The 17253-nt window shown below is 64.9% G+C and carries 17 protein-coding genes and 1 pseudogene; 6 read left to right on the forward strand and 12 right to left on the reverse strand.

The window, feature by feature from the left end:
• Positions 1-96 precede the first annotated feature (96 nt).
• Positions 97-363 carry a DksA/TraR family C4-type zinc finger protein gene (locus QYS36_RS01700; RefSeq protein WP_308837840.1) on the forward strand — a complete coding sequence of 89 codons (267 nt, stop codon included), beginning with the start codon at positions 97-99 and terminating at the stop codon, positions 361-363.
• Here the strand turns inward: QYS36_RS01700 and QYS36_RS01705 are convergent.
• Positions 360-890: a GNAT family N-acetyltransferase gene (locus tag QYS36_RS01705; RefSeq protein ID WP_308837841.1), complete on the reverse strand. Its 531-nt coding sequence runs from the start codon at positions 888-890 to the stop codon at positions 360-362. The genes QYS36_RS01700 and QYS36_RS01705 overlap by 4 nt on opposite strands.
• Positions 887-1405 (reverse strand): N-acetyltransferase family protein, encoded by a 519-nt coding sequence (locus QYS36_RS01710; protein WP_308837842.1) that lies wholly within the window; start codon positions 1403-1405, stop codon positions 887-889. The genes QYS36_RS01705 and QYS36_RS01710 overlap by 4 nt, the downstream gene beginning before the upstream one ends.
• Before the next feature lie 314 nt (positions 1406-1719).
• On the opposite strand from QYS36_RS01710, the pseudogene QYS36_RS23845 reads away from it, so the two are divergent.
• The 3 genes and pseudogenes from QYS36_RS23845 to QYS36_RS01720 all read left to right on the forward strand — a co-directional run.
• Positions 1720-2484: pseudogene (locus tag QYS36_RS23845) on the forward strand (cache domain-containing protein); the annotation flags it as partial.
• Between the two features lie 411 nt (positions 2485-2895).
• Positions 2896-3594, forward strand: a complete 699-nt coding sequence (locus QYS36_RS23850; protein WP_374990409.1) for a methyl-accepting chemotaxis protein — start codon at positions 2896-2898, stop codon at positions 3592-3594.
• 97 nt (positions 3595-3691) lie between these two features.
• The gene (locus QYS36_RS01720; RefSeq protein WP_308837844.1) at positions 3692-4414 is read left to right on the forward strand and encodes a sulfite exporter TauE/SafE family protein; all 723 of its coding nucleotides are present in this window, start codon (positions 3692-3694) and stop codon (positions 4412-4414) included.
• Positions 4415-4456: 42 nt separating this feature from the next.
• On the opposite strand, the gene QYS36_RS01725 is transcribed toward QYS36_RS01720, so the two are convergent.
• The 5 genes from QYS36_RS01725 to QYS36_RS01745 all read right to left on the reverse strand — a co-directional run bounded on the left by QYS36_RS01725 (position 4457) and on the right by QYS36_RS01745 (position 8348).
• The gene (locus QYS36_RS01725; RefSeq protein WP_308837845.1) at positions 4457-5218 is read right to left on the reverse strand and encodes an SDR family NAD(P)-dependent oxidoreductase; all 762 of its coding nucleotides are present in this window, start codon (positions 5216-5218) and stop codon (positions 4457-4459) included.
• 59 nt (positions 5219-5277) lie between these two features.
• On the reverse strand, positions 5278-6039 hold the full coding sequence (locus tag QYS36_RS01730) for an amino acid ABC transporter ATP-binding protein (protein ID WP_308837846.1): 762 nt from the start codon (positions 6037-6039) through the stop codon (positions 5278-5280).
• Positions 6032-6694 (reverse strand): amino acid ABC transporter permease, encoded by a 663-nt coding sequence (locus QYS36_RS01735; RefSeq protein WP_308837847.1) that lies wholly within the window; start codon positions 6692-6694, stop codon positions 6032-6034. The genes QYS36_RS01730 and QYS36_RS01735 overlap by 8 nt, the downstream gene beginning before the upstream one ends.
• Positions 6695-6706: 12 nt before the next feature.
• Positions 6707-7348, reverse strand: coding sequence for an amino acid ABC transporter permease (locus tag QYS36_RS01740; RefSeq protein WP_308837848.1), 642 nt, complete (start codon positions 7346-7348; stop codon positions 6707-6709).
• Between the two features lie 94 nt (positions 7349-7442).
• The gene (locus QYS36_RS01745; RefSeq protein WP_308837849.1) at positions 7443-8348 is read right to left on the reverse strand and encodes a transporter substrate-binding domain-containing protein; all 906 of its coding nucleotides are present in this window, start codon (positions 8346-8348) and stop codon (positions 7443-7445) included.
• A 191-nt stretch (positions 8349-8539) separates the two neighbouring features.
• Between QYS36_RS01745 and QYS36_RS01750 the strand changes: the two genes are divergently transcribed.
• A complete protein-coding gene (locus tag QYS36_RS01750) occupies positions 8540-10027 on the forward strand; it encodes a PLP-dependent aminotransferase family protein (RefSeq protein WP_308837872.1) in 1488 nt (495 codons plus the stop codon).
• 180 nt (positions 10028-10207) lie between these two features.
• Here QYS36_RS01750 and QYS36_RS01755 read toward each other — a convergent pair whose 3' ends face one another.
• Complete coding sequence (locus QYS36_RS01755; RefSeq protein ID WP_308837850.1) at positions 10208-11533, reverse strand: aspartate aminotransferase family protein; 1326 nt, start codon at positions 11531-11533, stop codon at positions 10208-10210.
• 211 nt (positions 11534-11744) lie between these two features.
• On the opposite strand from QYS36_RS01755, the gene QYS36_RS01760 reads away from it, so the two are divergent.
• On the forward strand, positions 11745-12536 hold the full coding sequence (locus QYS36_RS01760; RefSeq protein ID WP_308837851.1) for an aldolase: 792 nt from the start codon (positions 11745-11747) through the stop codon (positions 12534-12536).
• A gap of 153 nt (positions 12537-12689) precedes the next feature.
• Here QYS36_RS01760 and urtE read toward each other — a convergent pair whose 3' ends face one another.
• From urtE to urtB, 4 genes are all read right to left on the reverse strand, one after another.
• A complete protein-coding gene (urtE, locus tag QYS36_RS01765) occupies positions 12690-13388 on the reverse strand; it encodes an urea ABC transporter ATP-binding subunit UrtE (RefSeq protein WP_308837852.1) in 699 nt (232 codons plus the stop codon).
• A gap of 133 nt (positions 13389-13521) precedes the next feature.
• Positions 13522-14361 (reverse strand): urea ABC transporter ATP-binding protein UrtD, encoded by an 840-nt coding sequence (gene urtD, locus QYS36_RS01770; protein WP_308837853.1) that lies wholly within the window; start codon positions 14359-14361, stop codon positions 13522-13524.
• The gene (gene urtC, locus QYS36_RS01775; RefSeq protein WP_308837873.1) at positions 14358-15383 is read right to left on the reverse strand and encodes an urea ABC transporter permease subunit UrtC; all 1026 of its coding nucleotides are present in this window, start codon (positions 15381-15383) and stop codon (positions 14358-14360) included. Before urtC ends, urtD begins: the two co-directional genes overlap by 4 nt.
• 259 nt (positions 15384-15642) lie before the next feature.
• Positions 15643-17214 (reverse strand): urea ABC transporter permease subunit UrtB, encoded by a 1572-nt coding sequence (gene urtB, locus QYS36_RS01780; protein WP_308837874.1) that lies wholly within the window; start codon positions 17212-17214, stop codon positions 15643-15645.
• Positions 17215-17253 lie beyond the last annotated feature (39 nt).

Raw genomic sequence — 17253 nt, forward strand, 5'->3', positions numbered from 1 at the left:
AACGCGCGCCGATTCGTCCGCCGTCGGCTGCCCCTTGCCAAGCCCGTGCGCACGCTCCTATCTTCCCCTGAGCAGCATTCTTTTCGGGAGAGCGATATGGCCACCGGTTGGGCGCAAGACGGCGCCGTGCAGGAACAGATCGACAGCACCATCGAAGACGCCGTGCAGCGCGCGCGCAGTCAACTGCCCAAGGGCGAGAGCCTGACCCATTGCGAAGAATGCGATGTGCCGATTCCCGAAGCGCGTCGCCAGGCCGTGCCCGGTGTACGCCTGTGCGTGAACTGCCAGGCGCAGGCCGACCTCGAGCAGGCCAAGGCTGGCGGCTTCAACCGCCGCGGCAGCAAGGACAGCCAGCTGCGTTAGTCGGGCCGCGACAAGGTCTTGTAGTAGATGGCATTGGCGCGGTACTGGCCGTCCGGCCCGCAGGCGTAGTCCGGCAGGCCACCGATGCAGGTGTAGCCTAGGGTGCGGTAGAGGTTTTCGGCATCACTGCCGGCCTCGGTATCCAGATAGAGCAGGCCACGCTGCCGTTGCTCGGCGTGGGCTTCCAGCTGTTGCATCAGCAGGCGGGCAATGCCGCGGCGACGGGCACTGCTCAGCACCAGCAGCTTCTGCACTTCGCCGCGATTCAGGCCATTGGGCTTCAGGCACAGGCTCAACTGCACCGAGCCCAGCACGTGGCCATCCTCTTCAGCGACCCAGAGGGCCAACGCACCGCTGGCCAGCGCCCGGCTTACCTCGTCGAAGTAACCATGCGCCTGCTGGGTGTCGATATCGGCCATGAAACCCACGGATGCGCCGTTGGCCACGGCATCGATCAGCAGGGCGATCAAACCCTGGCGGCAGGCTTCGAAATCAGTCGCGTGGAGCTGGCGGATCTGCAGGCTCATGGCGCGCTCCGCTGTGGCGTGAGGATCAGCTGCATAAAGGTCAGGTCCAGCCAGCGCCCGAACTTGCAGCCGACCTGGGGCATCTGCCCGGTGATGGTGAAGCCCAGGCGTTCGTGCAGGCGCACCGAGGCGGCGTTGCCGCTTTCGATGGCAGCGACCATCACATGCTTGTCGACCTTGCGCGCACGCTCGATCAGCGCCTGCATCAGCAGCGGGCCGAGGCCCTGGCCGCGGGTGTCATGGCGCACGTACACGGAGTGCTCGACGGTGTTGCAGAAGCCCTCGAACGGCCGCCAGTCGCCGAACGAGGCGTAGCCCAGCACCTGCCGCGCCTCGTCGACCGCCACCAGAATCGGGTAGCCCTGGGCCGCACGCGCCTCGAACCAGGCCTGGCGGTTGGCCAGGTCCACGGGGCGCTCGTTCCAGATCGCCGTGGTATTGAGCACGGCATCATTGTAGATGGCGAGCAGGGCGGGCAGGTCATCGGCAGCGGCATCACGGATCGTAATGGGCATGGTTCTCTCAAAGGCCGGTTGGTGTGTTTACCAAAGCATTGAGTATCGCGGGCGAAGCGGCATAGGATCAATGCTTGCATACCCCCAGTTTGAGCCTGTCATGCACGAAGGGCACTGGCTGTCATGGCAGGTGGCCGAGCTATGCTGGGTGGTAGGTTTTGGTCGAGCACGACCGCCGATATCAGCGGAGACGAGACATGGCATTGCTTCCAGTGAGTGTGGCCAAACGCATGACCGTAGGCGTCCTGCTGTTGCTGAGCCTGACTGCTGTGGCGGTCTACTCGGTAATGACCTTGCGCGGCAAACCACAATTGATGGCCGTTGGCGTGACGTCGGCCGAGCAGGCTGCCGCTGCACTGGCGCGTCAGCTTGCGTTGCAGCTCAGCGAAATCCAGGGCACCACGGCTGCCCTGGCGCACCTGGCCGAGGCGCTGCCCCGCGATGCTGCACTGGTGCGCGGCGCTTTGCCCGGGGTGATCGACAGCCAGGGCAACGCCGCCATCGCCGGTGGCGGCCTATGGCCCGAGCCGGATGCCTTCGAAAGCGGCGTGGCGCTGCGCAGTTTCTTCTGGGCGCGCAGTGCAGCCGGCGGTCTGCAATACAGTGAAGACTACAATGCCGCCTCCGCGACGCCCTATCAGAACGAGTCCTGGTACACCGCGGCCCGTTCATCGGCAGCCGGGCGCTGCGTGTGGTCGGATGGCTATCTCGACACGGTCACGGGCGTGGCGATGACCACCTGCAGCGTGCCCTATCGCCTGGCAGGGCAGTTCGCCGGTGTCGCCACGGTCGATCTGCGCCTCGATGGTCTGGCCACCTTTCTACGCGAGCATGGCGGCATCACGGGCGGTTACGCGTTCGTCGTCGACAAGGCCGGTAATCTGCTGTTTTTCCCTGATGCGCAGGCAGCCAATGGCTTGCCTACCCTGGCTGGGCTGGTCGAGGGTGAGCCGGCGCTCGCGCCCTTACAGGCAGCGTTGCAGGCGGCACGCAGTGGTGAGCCGACCAGCATGCTGAATTTCGACGTGCGCCTGCAGGGGCCTGCCTACGTCAGTTTCCAGCCGCTTGGCGATACCGGATGGCAGGTGGGGCTGGTGACGCCGGAGCGTCAGGTTTCCGGCTTGAGCCAGCGCCTGACCGGCGAGATCCTGCTGTTCCTGCTGCCCTTGCTGGCCGTGCTGCTCGGCCTGGCATGGCTCGCCGGGCGTCGTTTGCTGGCGCAGATCGAAGAGACCACCGGGCAGATCGAGCAACTCGGCCAAGGGGGCGGTAGCGAATTGCCGATCGGCCGTAACGATGAAATCGGCGCATTGCGCGGTGCGGTGAATCGCTACGCCGGCTCGTTGCGCCGCATGCTGCTGGATATATCCGAGCAATCACGAGTACTCGAGCGCCAGGCCGCCGAGCTGGCCAGCCTGTCGCAGGCAATCGCCGAGCGCGCCGAAACGCAACGTGAAGACAATGCGTTGCTGGCTACGGCGATCACCGAGATGTCGGCCAGTGCTCAAGAGGTGGCCGGCAATACCAGTGACTGCTCGGACACCGCGGAGCGCTCGCTGCTCTCGGCACGAGCAGGCCAGGTCAACGTGCGCAGCAACAGCGCTTCGATTCAGGCGCTGGCCGAGGAGATCGGCCAGGCCGAAATGGCCATTGGTCGTCTCGGTACCGACATCGAGCGAGTTGGCAGCGTGCTGGAGGTGATCACCTCGATTTCCCAGCAGACCAACCTGTTGGCGCTCAACGCGGCGATCGAGGCGGCACGGGCTGGCGAGCAAGGGCGTGGTTTCGCCGTGGTGGCTGATGAGGTGCGCACGCTGGCCGGTCGCACCCAGGCGTCGGCCAACGAGATTCAGGTGATGATCGGCCAGTTGCGCGAAGCATCAGGCCAGACGGTCGCCACCATGCAGGCCGGCGTGCGCCGTACCCACGAAGCGGTCGAGCAGGCCAACGGTGTCGCGCACACGCTGGAAGGCACGGTGAGCGGCTTCGAGGATATCGTCCAGCGTGCCCAGCAGATCGCCGTGGCGGCTCAGGAGCAGAGCCACGTGACCCAGGAGATCAGCGAGCTGGCGGTGCGCATTCACAGCGCCAGTGAAGAGGGCGCCCGCGACTCCGGAACCTTGCGCGAGCTGGGCCGGGGTATCGAAGAGCTGTCCCAGCGGCTCGCGCGGATGAGTGGCCAGGGCTGAGCTGACCCCAGGTGGCCCGTGCATAGCGGACATCTGGCTCTGCAGGGGCTCAGCGGCGCTGGATAGAGTGGCGGCAGTTCTCCATTGGATAGCCGCCATGCTCCTGCTTCTCGCTGCCTTTGCCGGGCTGGTTCGCGGCTATAGCGGCTTTGGTTTCGCGATGATCCTGGCGCTCGGGATGCTTGGCTCACGCGCCCCCAGCGAGGTTATTCCCACGGTTTTGCTGCTCGATCTGGTCGGCAGTGCCAGCCTGTGGTTACGCGCTTTGCGCGATAGCCATCATCGGCTGACGCTGCGCCTGACTGCCGGGCTGCTGTGCGCCGTGCCCATCGGCGTGCTGGCGCTAGCCCGGGTGCCTTCAGCTTGGTTGGCGCCTGGTATCGCAATGGTGTGTCTGTTTGGCGGGATGATGGTCTTGCGACAGTCGCCAGCCCCCGTTACCGAAGCCGCCGTGCCACTACGCTCGGCTTTCTGGGCGGGGCTTGGCGCTGGCCTGGCGACTGTATTGGCGTCGGCCGGTGGGCCGCCGTTGATGCTCTATCTGCTTCGTTGCGGGCTGACGCCCCGGGCTCTGCGCGCGACGGCAATCATGTTCTTCGCGCTGAGCAGTGCGCTGGCGTTGCTGGTCATGGGGCTGTTTGACGTCGTGGGCCGCACGCATGTGCAGTTGGCGGCTACCCTGCTGTTGCCAGCGCTGGCTGGCAATCTGCTGGGGCAATGGCTGCAGCCACGCTGGCAGCCGTTACCGCTGCATCGCCTCGTGGGCGTGCTGTTGGTGCTGTTCTCGGCCGTTTTGCTGTACCGCACTCTGGCCGGTTAACCACTGCGAAGCGCCGGGCGCAGGGCGCGCCCGGCGTAGCCATCATTTGTCGCGGTCGACCGCGAACGGGCCCCAGGCCTGACGGCTGGGCATGATTTCCAGGCGGTTGATGTTGATATGGGCGGGCAGGGTGGCGACGTAGAAGATCTGCTCGGCAATATCTTCGGCGCTCAACGGCGTGGTGGTGCTGTACATCGCATCGGAAGCCGCCTGGTTACCCTTGGTGCGTACCAGGGTGAACTCGGTTTCCGCCATGCCCGGGGCGATGTCGGTAACCCGCACGCCGGTGGACACCAGGTCGCAGCGCAGGTTGAAGCTGAACTGCTTGACGAACGCCTTGCTGGCGCCATACACGTGGCCGCCCGGGTACGGCCATTCGCCGGCCACCGAACCGATGTTGATGATGCTGGCGCCCTTGCCGGTTTCCAGCAATTTGGGCAGCACCGCGTGGGTGACGTTGACCAGGCCGGTGATGTTGGTGTCGATCATCGTGTGCCAGTCTTGCAGCGCGACCTTCTGCGCGGCTTCCGGCGCCAGGGCCAGGCCGGCGTTGTTGATCAGTGCGTGGATCTTGTCGAACGGCGCCGGCAGGCTGTCGACCAGCGCCTGCACGGCGGTGGCGTCACGCACGTCGAGGGTGGCGATATGCACCGGCACCTTGCCTGCCAGCTCGGCCTTGAGCTCTTCCAGGCGCTCCTGGCGACGGCCACTGAGCACCAGGCCCCAGCCTGCTTCGGCGAAGCGGCGAGCGGTGGCGCGGCCAAAGCCGGAGGTGGCACCGGTGATGAAAACTACCTTGGTCATGTTCTGCCTCTTTTCAGAATGTCGTAATGGCCGCTGCGTCAGGCAGCTAACCGGGTTCGTCAGGCGGAGAGCTCGAGGAACTTGCGTACCCGCTCGGTCTCCGGGTTGCTGAAGAATTTCTCCGGGGCGGACTTTTCGATGATCTTACCTTTTTCCAGAAACACCACCTGATCCGACACCGCGCGGGCGAATTCCATTTCGTGGGTGACCACGATCATGGTGTAGCCCTCGGCGGAGAGGTTCTTCATCACCGTCAGCACTTCGCCGACGCGCTCCGGGTCGAGTGCCGAGGTAGGCTCGTCGAACAGGATCACCTCCGGGCTCATGGCCAGTACGCGGGCAATCGCCACACGCTGCTTCTGGCCGCCGGAGAGGGTGTAAGGATAACTGTCCCGCTTGTCGCCCATGCCGACTTTTTCCAGCAATTCGATGGCGATCACGCGGGCTTGCTCCTTGGCCATGCCCTTGACCTGCACCGGCGCCTCCATGACGTTCTGCAGCACGCTGAGATGGGGCCACAGGTTGAAGCCCTGGAACACCATGCCGGTCTTGGCGCGGATGGCCGCCAGCTCGCGATTGGTCATCTTGCGTCCGGCTTGTTCATTGATCCCGATGCGTTGCCCGGCGATATGGATGCTGCCGCGATCCGGCTCCTCCAGCCAGTTGATGCAGCGCAGCATGGTCGATTTCCCCGAGCCGGAGGAGCCCAGCACGCTGACCACCTCGCCCTTGTTCACGGTCAGTTCGATGTCGCGCAGCACCTCGATGTCGGAGAAGCTCTTGGACAGGTTTTGAATGCGTACTGCCGGGATGTCAGCCATGTTCGAATCCTCGTTTCGCTCCGAAGCGCGCCGCCCATTTGAGCGCCAGTTCCAGGCCGATGCTGATGAGCCAGTACAGAACGATCACCACCACGAAGGCTTCGGTAGGAATGAAGTAGGTGGCCTGCACCGAGTTGGCGGCGGCGGTCAGCTCCTGCACGGTGATGATGGTCAGAAAGGCGGTGTCCTTGAGGGCGATGATCAACTGGTTGCCCAGCAGGGGCCGGGTCTTGATCACCAGTTGCGGCAGGATGATGCGCATGAACAATCTGAAGGGCGTGAAACCGTGCGCCTTGGCCGCCTCGACATAACCGGCCGGCAGTACCAGGCGGCTGCCGCGCAGGATCTCGGTGAAGTAGGCGCCGTGGTAGACGATCAGGGCCAGTAGCCCGGCCGTCCAGGCGTCCAGGCGTAGCCCCAGGCGCGGCAGGCCGTAGTACAGCAGGTAGGCGAGGATCAGGAACGGCAGCATGCGCATGCCGTTGACCAGCCAACGCACGATGATCGAGAGCGGCGTGCGCTCCTCGAGGCTGTAGAGCATCGCGCAGCCAAGCACGAAGGCGCAGACGATGGACAGGGCGAACAGCGCCAGGGTGTTGAAAAAGCCGTTGAAGAAGGCTTCGCGGGCGTCCCAGATAATGCTCCATTCGGTCATGCTGAAATGTCCTTACATGGCCAGTCGGTTGGCTTTCTTCTCGGCAATCGCCTGCAGCTTGAGCAGCACGCCGATGATCAGCATGTACAGCAGCGCGGCAGCGAGAATCGGTGGCAGCGGGTCATAGGTCACCGCCGCGATACGGTTGGTCACCCGCGTCAGGTCGACGATGCCGATGATGGCGATGGCCGGGCTGCCCTTGATCAGGAACGACATTTCGTTGACCAGGCCGGGCAGGCTGCTGGTGAGCATCTGCGGCAGCATGATGCGACGGAAGAACACGCCCTGGGTCATGCCGCAGGCCAGGGCTGCTTCCTTCTGCTCACGGGAGAAACTGATGAATGCCGAACGCCAGATCTCCGCATTGAAGGCGGTGGTGTTGAGCGTCAGGGCGAGGATGGCGGCGGTGTTGCGGTCAAGGTTGATGCCGAACATCGGCGCCGAGAGAAAGATGAACAACACCAGGGTCACCAGCGGCGTGGCACGCGCCAGGCTGGTGTAGAGAATCAGCAGCTGTTCCAGAAAGGGGATGCGCGCCATGCGCAACAGGGCGATGCCAAGCCCGCAGAACACCCCGATGGCAATGGCGATGGCGGATATCCACAGGGTCGTCCAGGCGCCCTCCAGCAGCAGTAGCCAGGCTTGTCCGTTCATGGCAGCTCCTTCGGGTCGAGAGGGGAATGAGGCCGGCGAAGCAGGCGCGCTTGACAAGCCCCGCGCCTGCTCGCGATAGGCGTTGATACGTGGCTTACTTCATGCCGGCCAGGGTATGGAACTGATCGACGTCGGTGATGGGTTCCTTGGGCATCGACGGGAAGGCCTCGCCGAACCATTTGCTCTGCAGCTCGGCCAAGCGGCCGTTGTCGCGGATCTGGTCCATGAAGCCGGTGATCAGCTTCAGCAGCTCAGGGCTCTTCTTCGGCACCGGCCAGGCGGCGAAACCGTCACCGGATACGGCGATGCCCTTGGCGAAGGTGTCGCCACGGGTCTTGACCAGATCGTTGACCGAGATCAGTGCGTTGATCACGTAGTCCAGGCGGCCGTTGGCAAGGTCCGCATAGGCTTCCGGATAGGATTGATATTCGACCACCTCACCGATCTTGCAGCCGGCATCGGCCATCATCTTCTTCAGTTCCGGCAGTCGCGCGAGCAGCGCACTACCCGCCTGCAGGCCGGCTTTCTTGCCGCACAGGCTGGCGATATCGCTGAGGCTGTCATCGCCGGCACGCTTGACGTAGAAGTGCTGGGCCGAGGCGAAAGGCGGGGCGAAGTTGAACACGCGCAGGCGGTCGTCGGTGACCAGCGCGCCGGTGAAGGCCATGTCGTACTGACCGGAGGACACCGCGGCGAGCAGGCCGGTCCACGGCAGGATTTCCTGCTTCACGTCGAAGCCTTTCTCCTTGGCGTAGGCCTTGAGGTCTTCGAGCAGCTCCTTGTGGAAACCCTCGGGCTTGCCATCGACGATGTAGTTGAACGGCGCGTAGTCGTCCTCGGTGGCAACGCTCAGGTAGCCGCGTTTTTCGATGTCGGCCAGATCCGCGTGAGCGCTGGTGGCACCTGCCAGCAGGCAGCCGGCCAGGCCTGCGAGTGCCAGTTTGCGCAACTGGGCGAATCCGTTCATGGGCGTTGCGGTAGCGATGCCTGCGTGGGTCATGGTCAGAACTCCAGGGGTCGACAGATCGATTGGCTTGCGATGGGCGTGCCAGTTGGCTGTTTTTCACCATAGAGAGCGCAAAGCGTCGGGCAATAGGTGCAGTTTGGCGCATTCGCCTGGCCAGCCTGGGGTGGTGGCCATGGCTCACTAATTGCTTCGGGGAGGGCATAACACATGGAGCGGCAGTGACCATGATCGACCACTTCTACCACCTGGATTTTGATCAGCAGCGCGGGCTGCAGGAGCAACTGCGTGAGTCGCTGGTGTCTGCGATTCTCGCTGGCGGTTTTCCCCAGGACGAGCCCTTGCCGTCCTGCCGGCGGCTGTCGCAGCAGTTGTCCATTTCCCGCAACACCGTGGCGCTGGTCTATGAAAGCCTGCTCGACAATGGCTACCTGGTCAGCCGCCCGCGCAGTGGCTACTACCTGCACCCGGACTACTGCGGCAGCCAGCGTGAAGTCGCCCTGGCGCGCCTTGCACCGGCGCACAGCGATGCCAACCCCCAGGCCGTTGGTGCACCAGGATGGAGCGGTCGATTCAAGATCCAACCGAGTTTGAGGCATGGTGTGTTGCGCCCCAGTAACTGGCAGCGCTTCACCTATCCCTTCGTCTACGGCCAGCCGATTGCCGATCTGTTTCCCCTGGAGCGCTGGCGCGAGGTGTCGCGCAACAGCATGCGCAACGAGCGCAACCCGGAGTGGCTGCGCGACAGCCACGACCAGGACGACGCCATGCTGATCGAGCAGTTGCGTACCCGGGTATTGCCCAAACGCGGCATCTGGGCCGGCGCCGATGAAATCCTCATCACCCTCGGTTCGCAAAATGCGCTGTATCTGCTGGCCACTCTGTTGATGAGCAAGGGCACTCGCGTGGCGCTGGAGAACCCGGGGTTCGGCGACGCCCACAACGTGTTCGACCTGCAGGGTGCGGACATCCACTTGCAGGACGTGGACGAGCAGGGCATGCGCGTCGACGAGCGCCTCAACCGCTGTGAGTACCTCTACGTCACGCCTGGGCACCAAGTGCCTACCGGGGTGAGCATGAGTTCCGCGCGGCGCAGCCAGTTGCTGCAGCAGATCCGCCAGCACGATCAGATCCTCATCGAAGATGACTACGACGCCGAGCTGAATCTCGACAGCCATCCCCAGCCGGCGCTCAAGGCCAGCGACAGCAGCGGCCGGGTGATCTACATGAGCAGCCTGTCGAAGGCCTTTTCGCCGGGGCTGCGGCTGGGGTACCTGGTCGCCGATGCCGAACTGGTCGAGGAACTGCGGGCGTTGCGCCGCTTGATGTATCGCCACCCACCGCTGAACAACCAGCGCATGCTCGCCCAGTTTCTCGCCCAGGGGCATTACGACGCGCACCTGCGGCGTTTCCGCGAGGAGCATGGGCGTCGTCGTGAAGCGTTACAGGGCGCGCTGGATAGCGTGCTGAAGGGGTGTCGGCACGTGAGCAGTGCCGGCGCCGGCGCCTTCTGGCTCAGCGCCCCGGCTGGCGTCGACAGCCAGCGGTTGGCCTGGGCCGCGGCTCAGCAGAGTGTGTTGATCGAGCCGGGGGCGCAGTTCTTCTTCAATGACGATCCGCCGCAGCGTTACTTCCGCATGGGCTTTCACGCCATCGACGTGGCGCTGATCGAACCGGGCATCCGACTTCTCGATGAGGTGCTGCAGGGGCAGTGATTGCGCCGCCATCTGTGATAACCCGCGATCTGCACCGCCACGGATATCGCTCGGTGGGTTACGCGGCGCTCCATCACCGTGTCGACTGAGGGTACAGAGCCCCGCGCCGCTAACCCACCCTACAGGATGTGTTCCCGGCGCCGGTAACCTGCGCGGCCCGGCTCATCCGGTTCGCACCTGTTACAGGTGCTTGGCGCTGAACTCGCCGATCACCTCGTCAAAGATCGCCAGCGCCTGCTGGACCTGGGCCGCGTTGACCATGCACGGCGGCACCACGTGGATGCGGTTCTCCACCACGAAGGCCAGCAGCCCGCGCTCCAGCAATGCGGCTTTCATCTGCGCCATGATCGGCGCGGCCAACGGGGTTTTCTTCACTGGGTCGGCGACCAACTCCAGCGCCTGGAACAGACCGATACCGCGCGCCTCGCCGATCAACGGGTATTTGCTGGCGAGCGCTGCAAGACCTGGGCCGAGCAGTTCCTGGCCGATCCGTCGGGCATTGTCGACCATGCCTTCCTCGGCCATGGTGTCGAGGGTGGCAACGATGGCCGCCATGGCCAGCGGGTGGCCGGAGTAGGTCAGGCCACCCGGGAAAAAGTGGCTGTCGAAATACTCGGCGACGGGCTGGGAAATCATCACCCCACCGGCCGGTACATAGCCGGAGTTCACACCCTTGGCGAATACGATCAGGTCCGGCACCAGGTCGAAATTGTCCAGCGCCAGCCAACTGCCGGTGCGGCCGAAACCGGCCATCACCTCATCGAGAATCAGCAGAATACCGAACTCGTCGGCCAGGGCGCGTACGCCCTGCATATAGCCTTTCGGCGGCACTAGGATGCCGGCGGTGCCGGGGATGGTTTCCAGCAGAATCGCGGCGATCGAGGCCGGGCCTTCGCACTCGATCACCCGGCGCAGGTGCTGCAGCGCGCGGGCACATTCCTCGTCCTCGCTGGTGGCATTGAACTCGCTGCGGTACAGGTAGGGGTTGAAGAAGTGCACATGGCCACGGGCGAACTCATTGGGCACCCGGCGCGGGTCGCCGGTGGCGACGATCGCCGAGCCGGTGCTGCCGTGGTACGAGCGATAGGCCGAGAGAATCTTGTCGCGGCCGGTGTAGAGGCGCGCCATGCGCATGGCGTTTTCATTGGCATCGGCACCGGCGTTGGTGAAGAACACCTTGCTGAAGTTGGCCGGCGCGTGGGAGAGGATGCGTTTGGCCGCTTCGCCACGCATCAGGTTGGCGGTGGCCGGGGCGATGGTCACCAACTGCTCGGCTTGAGCCTTGATCGCGGCAATCACCTTGGGGTGCTGGTGGCCAATGTTGGTGTTGACCAGTTGGCTGCTGAAATCCAGGTACTGGCGACCGTCGTAGTCCCACAGCGTGCAACCGGCGCCGCCGGCGATCACCAGCGGATTGAGTGTGCCCTGGGTCGACCAGGAGTGGAACACGTACTGGCGATCCAGCGCGTGGACATAATCGTTGCTGATCTGGGTTGGGCTGCTCATGGCGACCTCGTGAGTGCAGAGTGGGGCCGGCCAGGCGGTCGGCTGTTACGGCAGGTATTCACCATAGGAACAAAGCGCTGTGCGTCCGTAGGGCCAGACGCCTGAAGTCGGCGGGCCAGCCATCTGGCCTGGCGGCGGCCGCTATCTGTCCCTGGCGCGCTGAGGGCAGCTTGCTAGGGTGAAGCCATCGCACACGTTGAGGAGCACCGCCATGGCACATGCATTCGAGGTCAACGCCACGCCACTCGACCAGCGCCTGGTCGACAGTCTGGGCAGCCCGGCAATCCGCCAGGCACGTATCGACCTGGCGGCCTGCTTTCGCATGGCTGCGCGACTCGGTATGGGCGAGGGGATCTGCAACCACTTCTCCTTCGTGGTGCCGGGTCATGACGACCTGTTTCTGGTCAATCCCTACGGGTTGGCGTTCGCCGAGGTGACCGCCTCGTCGCTGTTGATCTGCGATTTCCATGGCCGTGTGGTGGCCGGTGAGGGCACGCCGGAAGCCACCGCGTTCTTCATCCATGCGCAGTTGCACCGCCTGCATCCACGCGCCAAGGCGGCGTTCCACACCCATATGCCCAACGCGACGGCGTTGTGCATGCTCGAAGGCGATCCGTTGATCTGGGCGGGGCAGACCGCGTTGAAGTTCTATGACCGCCTGTGCGTGGACGCGCACTACAACGGCCTGGCCCTGAGCAACGCCGAGGGTGAGCGCATTGCCGGAGCCGTGGGCGAGGCGGATGTGCTGATGCTCAAGAACCATGGCCCGCTGGTGCTCGGTGGCAGCATCGCCGAAGCCTGGGACGACCTCTACTACCTGGAGCGTGCCGCCGAAGTGCAGCTCAAGGCCATGGCCAGCGGCCGTGCTCTGAAAACCGTGCCTCATGAGGTGGCGCGCAAGGCCTGCCGGCTCATGCTCGAAGGCAATGCCGAGAGTGCGCGGCTGCACCTGGAAAGCGTGAAGCGGCAGATCGCCCGGCAGGAGCCGGAATTTGCCGAGTGAGGGGTAGTTGTAAGGCGCAAGCAGCCGTTCATTGTGGGGCGCCAATTGGTGCGCTGAAGCCCACCCTACGGTTAGATGCGCGGCTGTAGGGTGGGCTTTAGCCCACCAAATCGAAGGTCTGCTTTCGCCTTTACGCCGCCATGACGGCGCAGGCTAGATCGCCACCAACCCGCGCACGCCATCCGTCTCCATGCTTTCGCCACGGCCCTGCTGGACGATTTCGCCGCGGCTCATCACCAGGTACTGGTCGGCCAGTTCGGCGGCGAAGTCGTAGAACTGCTCGACCAGCAGGATGGCCATGTCGCCGCGGGCGGCGAGCTTCTTGATGACCACGCCGATTTCCTTGATCACCGAGGGCTGGATGCCTTCGGTGGGTTCGTCGAGGATCAGCAGGCGCGGCTGGCTGGCCAGGGCACGGCCGATGGCCAGCTGTTGCTGCTGGCCGCCGGAGAGGTCGCCGCCGCGGCGCTGTTTCATTTCCAGCAGCACCGGAAACAGTTCGTAGATGAACGCGGGCACCTCCTTGGCCTGGCTACCGGGAAACCGCGACAGGCCCATCAGCAGGTTTTCCTCGACCGTCAGGCGGCCGAAGATCTCGCGGCCCTGGGGCACGTAGGCGATGCCGGCGTGCACCCGCTGGTGCGGTTTGTAGGCGGTGATCGGCTTGCCTTCCCAGCTGACCTGGCCCTCTTTGGCCGGCAGCAGGCCCATCAGGCATTTGAGCAGGGTGGTCTTGCCCACGCCGTTGCGGCCGAGCAGGCAGGTGACCTCGCCGACCTTCACGTCGAACGACAGGCCGCGCAGGATATGGCTGCCGCCGTAGTACTGGTGGAGCTGTTGGACTTGCAGCATGTCGATGTCCTTCATTCAGATGGTGGGATGGGGGTAGGGTGGATGACGCTTTACCCATCCACCGTGCGGATGCCTGGTGGATGAAAAAAGCGTCATCCACCCTACTGACCGAAGCCCCTCCCACGGGTATGCATTACCGACCGAGATAAACCTCGATCACCCGCTCGTTGGCCTGCACGGCCTCGAGGGAGCCTTCGGCCAGTACGCGGCCCTGGTGCAGCACGGTAACGTGGTCGGCGATGCTGCCGACGAAGCCCATGTCGTGCTCGACCACCATCAGCGAGTGCTGGCGTGCCAGGGACTTGAACAGCTCGGCGGTGAATTCGGTTTCCGCGTCGGTCATGCCGGCCACCGGCTCGTCGAGCAGCAGCAACTGCGGGTCCTGCACCAGCAGCATGCCGATCTCCAGGAACTGCTTCTGGCCGTGGGACAACAGCCCGGCGGGGCGCTGCCGTGAGGCGTCGAGGCGGATGGTGGCCAGCACCTCGTCGATACGGTCGCGCTGCTCGCCGCTGAGTTTGGCGCGCAGGCTGGCCCACACGGACTTGTCGGTCTTCTGCGCCAGTTCGAGGTTCTCGAACACGCTCAGCGCCTCGAACACCGTGGGCTTCTGGAATTTGCGGCCGATGCCGGCCTGGGCGATCTCGACTTCGCTCATCTGCGTCAGGTCGAAGGTCTCGCCGAAGTAGGCGACGCCGCTGCCCGGGCGGGTCTTGCCGGTGATCACGTCCATCAGCGTGGTCTTGCCGGCGCCATTGGGGCCGATGATGCAGCGCAGCTCGCCGACGCCGATGTACAGCGTCAGGTCGGTCAGTGCCTTGAAGCCATCGAAGGCGACGTTGATGTCTTCCAGGGTGAGGATGGTGCCATGGCGCACGTTCAGGCCGCTGCCGGCGCTCTGGCCGAGGCCGATGGCGTCACGGCTGCTGCCGGCCGGATCGATCATCGCTTCGGGGATGGGTGCGCTTCTCATGATTTATCCCCTCGCTTGATGAGACCGATGACGCCCTTGGGCAGGAACAGGGTGACCACGATGAACAGCGCGCCGAGGGCGAACAGCCAATACTCGGGAAAGGCCACGGTGAACCAGCTCTTCATGCCATTGACCAGGCCGGCACCGAGCAGCGGGCCGATCAGCGTGCCGCGCCCGCCGAGGGCCACCCACACGGCCGCTTCGATGGACTGGGTGGGGGCCATTTCGCTGGGGTTGATGATGCCCACCTGGGGCACGTACAGCGCGCCGGCCAGGCCGCACAGCACGGCGCTGAGCACCCAGACGAACAGCTTGTAGCCGCGCGGATCGTAGCCGCAGAACATCAGCCGGTTCTCGGCGTCGCGCAGGGCGGTGAGCACCCGGCCGAACTTGCTGCGCGCCAGGCGCCAGCCCAGGTACAGGCTGCCGACCAGCAGCAGTACGGTGAGAAAGAACAGCGTGGCGCGGGTGTTCGCCGCGGTGATCTCGAAGCCGAGGATGCTGCGGAAATTGGTGAAGCCGTTGTTGCCGCCGAAGCCGGTCTCGTTGCGAAAGAACAGCAACATGCCGGCGAAGGTCAGGGCCTGGGTCATGATCGAGAAATACACGCCCTTGATCCGCGAACGGAAGGCGAAGAAGCCGAACACCAGAGCCAGCAAGCCTGGCGCCAGCACCACCAGGCACAGGGCCCAGAGGAAGTTGTCGGTGCCGTACCAGTACCAGGGCAGCTCGCTCCAGGCCAGAAAGCTCATGAATGCCGGCAGACCGTCGCCCGCTGCTTCGCGCATCAGGTACATGCCCATGGCATAGCCGCCGAGGGCGAAGAACAGGCCGTGGCCGAGGGACAGCAGGCCGGCGTAGCCCCACACCAGGTCGAGCGCCAGGGCGACGACGCAGTAGCAGAGGATCTTGCCGACCAGGGTCAGGGTGTAGGCCGACACATGCAGCGCATGTTCGGCCGGCAGCAGGTGCAGCAGCGGCATGGCGAGCAGCACGGCCAGCACCAGCAGGCCGATGACCATGCAGACCTGCGGGCAGAGCCTGTGGCTGGCGCGGGCCAGCAGCGTTTGGTTGGCGGCGTTCATCGGTGGATCCCCCATAAACCGACCCGTGCAAGCGCGCCCTGCGCGCGAAAGACCGTGGTGATGCAGTCGCTGGCATGGCCAGCTCCCACAGGGTGCGCCGGGTTATTCACCTGTGGGAGCGCGCCATGCGCGCGAACGATAGCGGGGACGCAGTCGCTGGCACGGCCAGCTCCCACGGTGCAGAAGGTCATGGTGTTCAATCGATCACCCTCCCTTTCAGGGCGAACAGGCCTTGCGGACGCTTTTGGATAAACAGAATGATCAGCGCGAGGATGAGGATCTTGCCGAGTACGGCACCGATCTGCGGCTCGAGGATCTTGTTGGCGATGCCCAGGCCGAAGGCCGCCATGACGCTGCCGGCCAGTTGGCCGACGCCGCCGAGCACCACCACCAGGAAGGAATCGATGATGTAGCTCTGGCCGAGGTCCGGGCCGACGTTGCCGATCTGGCTCAGCGCCACGCCGCCGAGGCCGGCGATGCCGGAGCCGAGCCCGAAGGCCAGCATGTCCACACGGCCGGTGGGCACGCCGCAGCAGGCGGCCATGTTGCGGTTCTGGGTGACGGCGCGCACGTTGAGGCCCAGGCGGGTCTTGTTGAGCAGCAGCCAGGTCAGCAGCACCACGGCCAGGGCGAAGCCGATGATCACGATGCGGTTGTATGGCAGCACCAGGTTGGGCAGCACCTGGATGCCGCCGGACAGCCAGTAGGGGTTGGCCACCTCGACGTTCTGCGCACCGAACAGCACGCGTACCAGCTGGATCAGGATCAGGCTGATGCCCCAGGTGGCCAGCAGGGTTTCCAGCGGGCGGCCGTAGAGGTGGCGAATTACCGTGCGCTCCAGGGCCATGCCGATCACCGCGGTCACGCCGAATGCCACCGGCAGGGCGACCAGCGGGTACAGCGCCAGGGCCTCGGGGGCGTAGCGCTGGAAGAGGATCTGCACCATGTAGGTGGAATAGGCACCAAGCATCAGCATCTCGCCGTGGGCCATGTTGATCACCCCGAGCAGGCCGAAGGTGATGGCCAGGCCAAGGGCGGCGAGCAGCAGGATCGAACCGAGGCTCATGCCGCTGAACGCCTGGCCGAGCAGCTCGCCGATCAACAGCTTGCGCTTGACCTGGGCCAGGCTGGTTTGCGCGGCGGTGCGCACGCCGGCGTCGCTCTCCACGCCGGGCTCCAGCAGGTTTTCCAGGCGCGTGCGGGCCAGCGGCTCGCCGGTTTCGCCGAGCAGGCGCACGGCGGCCAGGCGCACCGCCGGGTTGGCATCGACCAGTTGCAGGTTGGCCAGGGCGAGGGTGATGGCGTCGCGTACCGCGTCGTCGTCTTCCTTGTCGAGTGCCTGGGCGAGCAGCGGCAGTTGCGCCGGTTGGGCGCTTTTCTGCAATTGCCGGGCAGCGTTCAGGCGCACGGGTGCCTCAATGGCAAGCAACCCATGGCTGGCCTGGGCGTTGGCGATCAGCCCGCGCAGGCGATTGTTCAGGCGTAGCTTGCGCGGCGTGCCTTGAGGTTCGGCATCGCCTTCGGCGGCGCGGTAGCCGGCGTCGGTTTCGACAAAGGCGCGCTTGTCGCCGTCAGCGGCCACACGGCCCTGCTGCAGGGCATCGAGCAGCGGCTGGCGCTTCAGGTCGGGCATGGCGGCCCAGCTTTCCAGCAGTTTGGCTTGCTGCGCCGGGCTGGCGGCGACGAAGTCGTCGGCTTCGCCTGCCTGGGCGGCAAGCGGCAGCAGGAGTAGCAGGCTCAGGAGAATTCGGGCAAAGGCATAAGGCATTGGCGTGTCCTTGGTATCCCGTTGCTGACGGGAGCGGCG

This window comes from Pseudomonas sp. G34, assembly GCF_031119625.1.
GTDB lineage: Bacteria > Pseudomonadota > Gammaproteobacteria > Pseudomonadales > Pseudomonadaceae > Aquipseudomonas.

Excerpts from the sequence above, each read along its gene's own strand:
- QYS36_RS01700 (WP_308837840.1), top strand. The coding sequence starts at position 97 with ATGGCCACCGGTTGGGCGCAAGACGGCGCCGTGCAGGAACAGATCGAC.
- QYS36_RS01705 (WP_308837841.1), bottom strand. The coding sequence starts at position 890 with ATGAGCCTGCAGATCCGCCAGCTCCACGCGACTGATTTCGAAGCCTGC.
- QYS36_RS01710 (WP_308837842.1), bottom strand. The coding sequence starts at position 1,405 with ATGCCCATTACGATCCGTGATGCCGCTGCCGATGACCTGCCCGCCCTG.
- QYS36_RS23850 (WP_374990409.1), top strand. The coding sequence starts at position 2,896 with ATGTCGGCCAGTGCTCAAGAGGTGGCCGGCAATACCAGTGACTGCTCG.
- QYS36_RS01720 (WP_308837844.1), top strand. The coding sequence starts at position 3,692 with ATGCTCCTGCTTCTCGCTGCCTTTGCCGGGCTGGTTCGCGGCTATAGC.
- QYS36_RS01725 (WP_308837845.1), bottom strand. The coding sequence starts at position 5,218 with ATGACCAAGGTAGTTTTCATCACCGGTGCCACCTCCGGCTTTGGCCGC.
- QYS36_RS01730 (WP_308837846.1), bottom strand. The coding sequence starts at position 6,039 with ATGGCTGACATCCCGGCAGTACGCATTCAAAACCTGTCCAAGAGCTTC.
- QYS36_RS01735 (WP_308837847.1), bottom strand. The coding sequence starts at position 6,694 with ATGACCGAATGGAGCATTATCTGGGACGCCCGCGAAGCCTTCTTCAAC.
- QYS36_RS01740 (WP_308837848.1), bottom strand. The coding sequence starts at position 7,348 with ATGAACGGACAAGCCTGGCTACTGCTGCTGGAGGGCGCCTGGACGACC.
- QYS36_RS01745 (WP_308837849.1), bottom strand. The coding sequence starts at position 8,348 with ATGACCCACGCAGGCATCGCTACCGCAACGCCCATGAACGGATTCGCC.
- QYS36_RS01750 (WP_308837872.1), top strand. The coding sequence starts at position 8,540 with ATGATCGACCACTTCTACCACCTGGATTTTGATCAGCAGCGCGGGCTG.
- QYS36_RS01755 (WP_308837850.1), bottom strand. The coding sequence starts at position 11,533 with ATGAGCAGCCCAACCCAGATCAGCAACGATTATGTCCACGCGCTGGAT.
- QYS36_RS01760 (WP_308837851.1), top strand. The coding sequence starts at position 11,745 with ATGGCACATGCATTCGAGGTCAACGCCACGCCACTCGACCAGCGCCTG.
- urtE (WP_308837852.1), bottom strand. The coding sequence starts at position 13,388 with ATGCTGCAAGTCCAACAGCTCCACCAGTACTACGGCGGCAGCCATATC.
- urtD (WP_308837853.1), bottom strand. The coding sequence starts at position 14,361 with ATGAGAAGCGCACCCATCCCCGAAGCGATGATCGATCCGGCCGGCAGC.
- urtC (WP_308837873.1), bottom strand. The coding sequence starts at position 15,383 with ATGGTCATCGGCCTGCTGGTGCTGGCCGTGCTGCTCGCCATGCCGCTG.
- urtB (WP_308837874.1), bottom strand. The coding sequence starts at position 17,214 with ATGCCTTATGCCTTTGCCCGAATTCTCCTGAGCCTGCTACTCCTGCTG.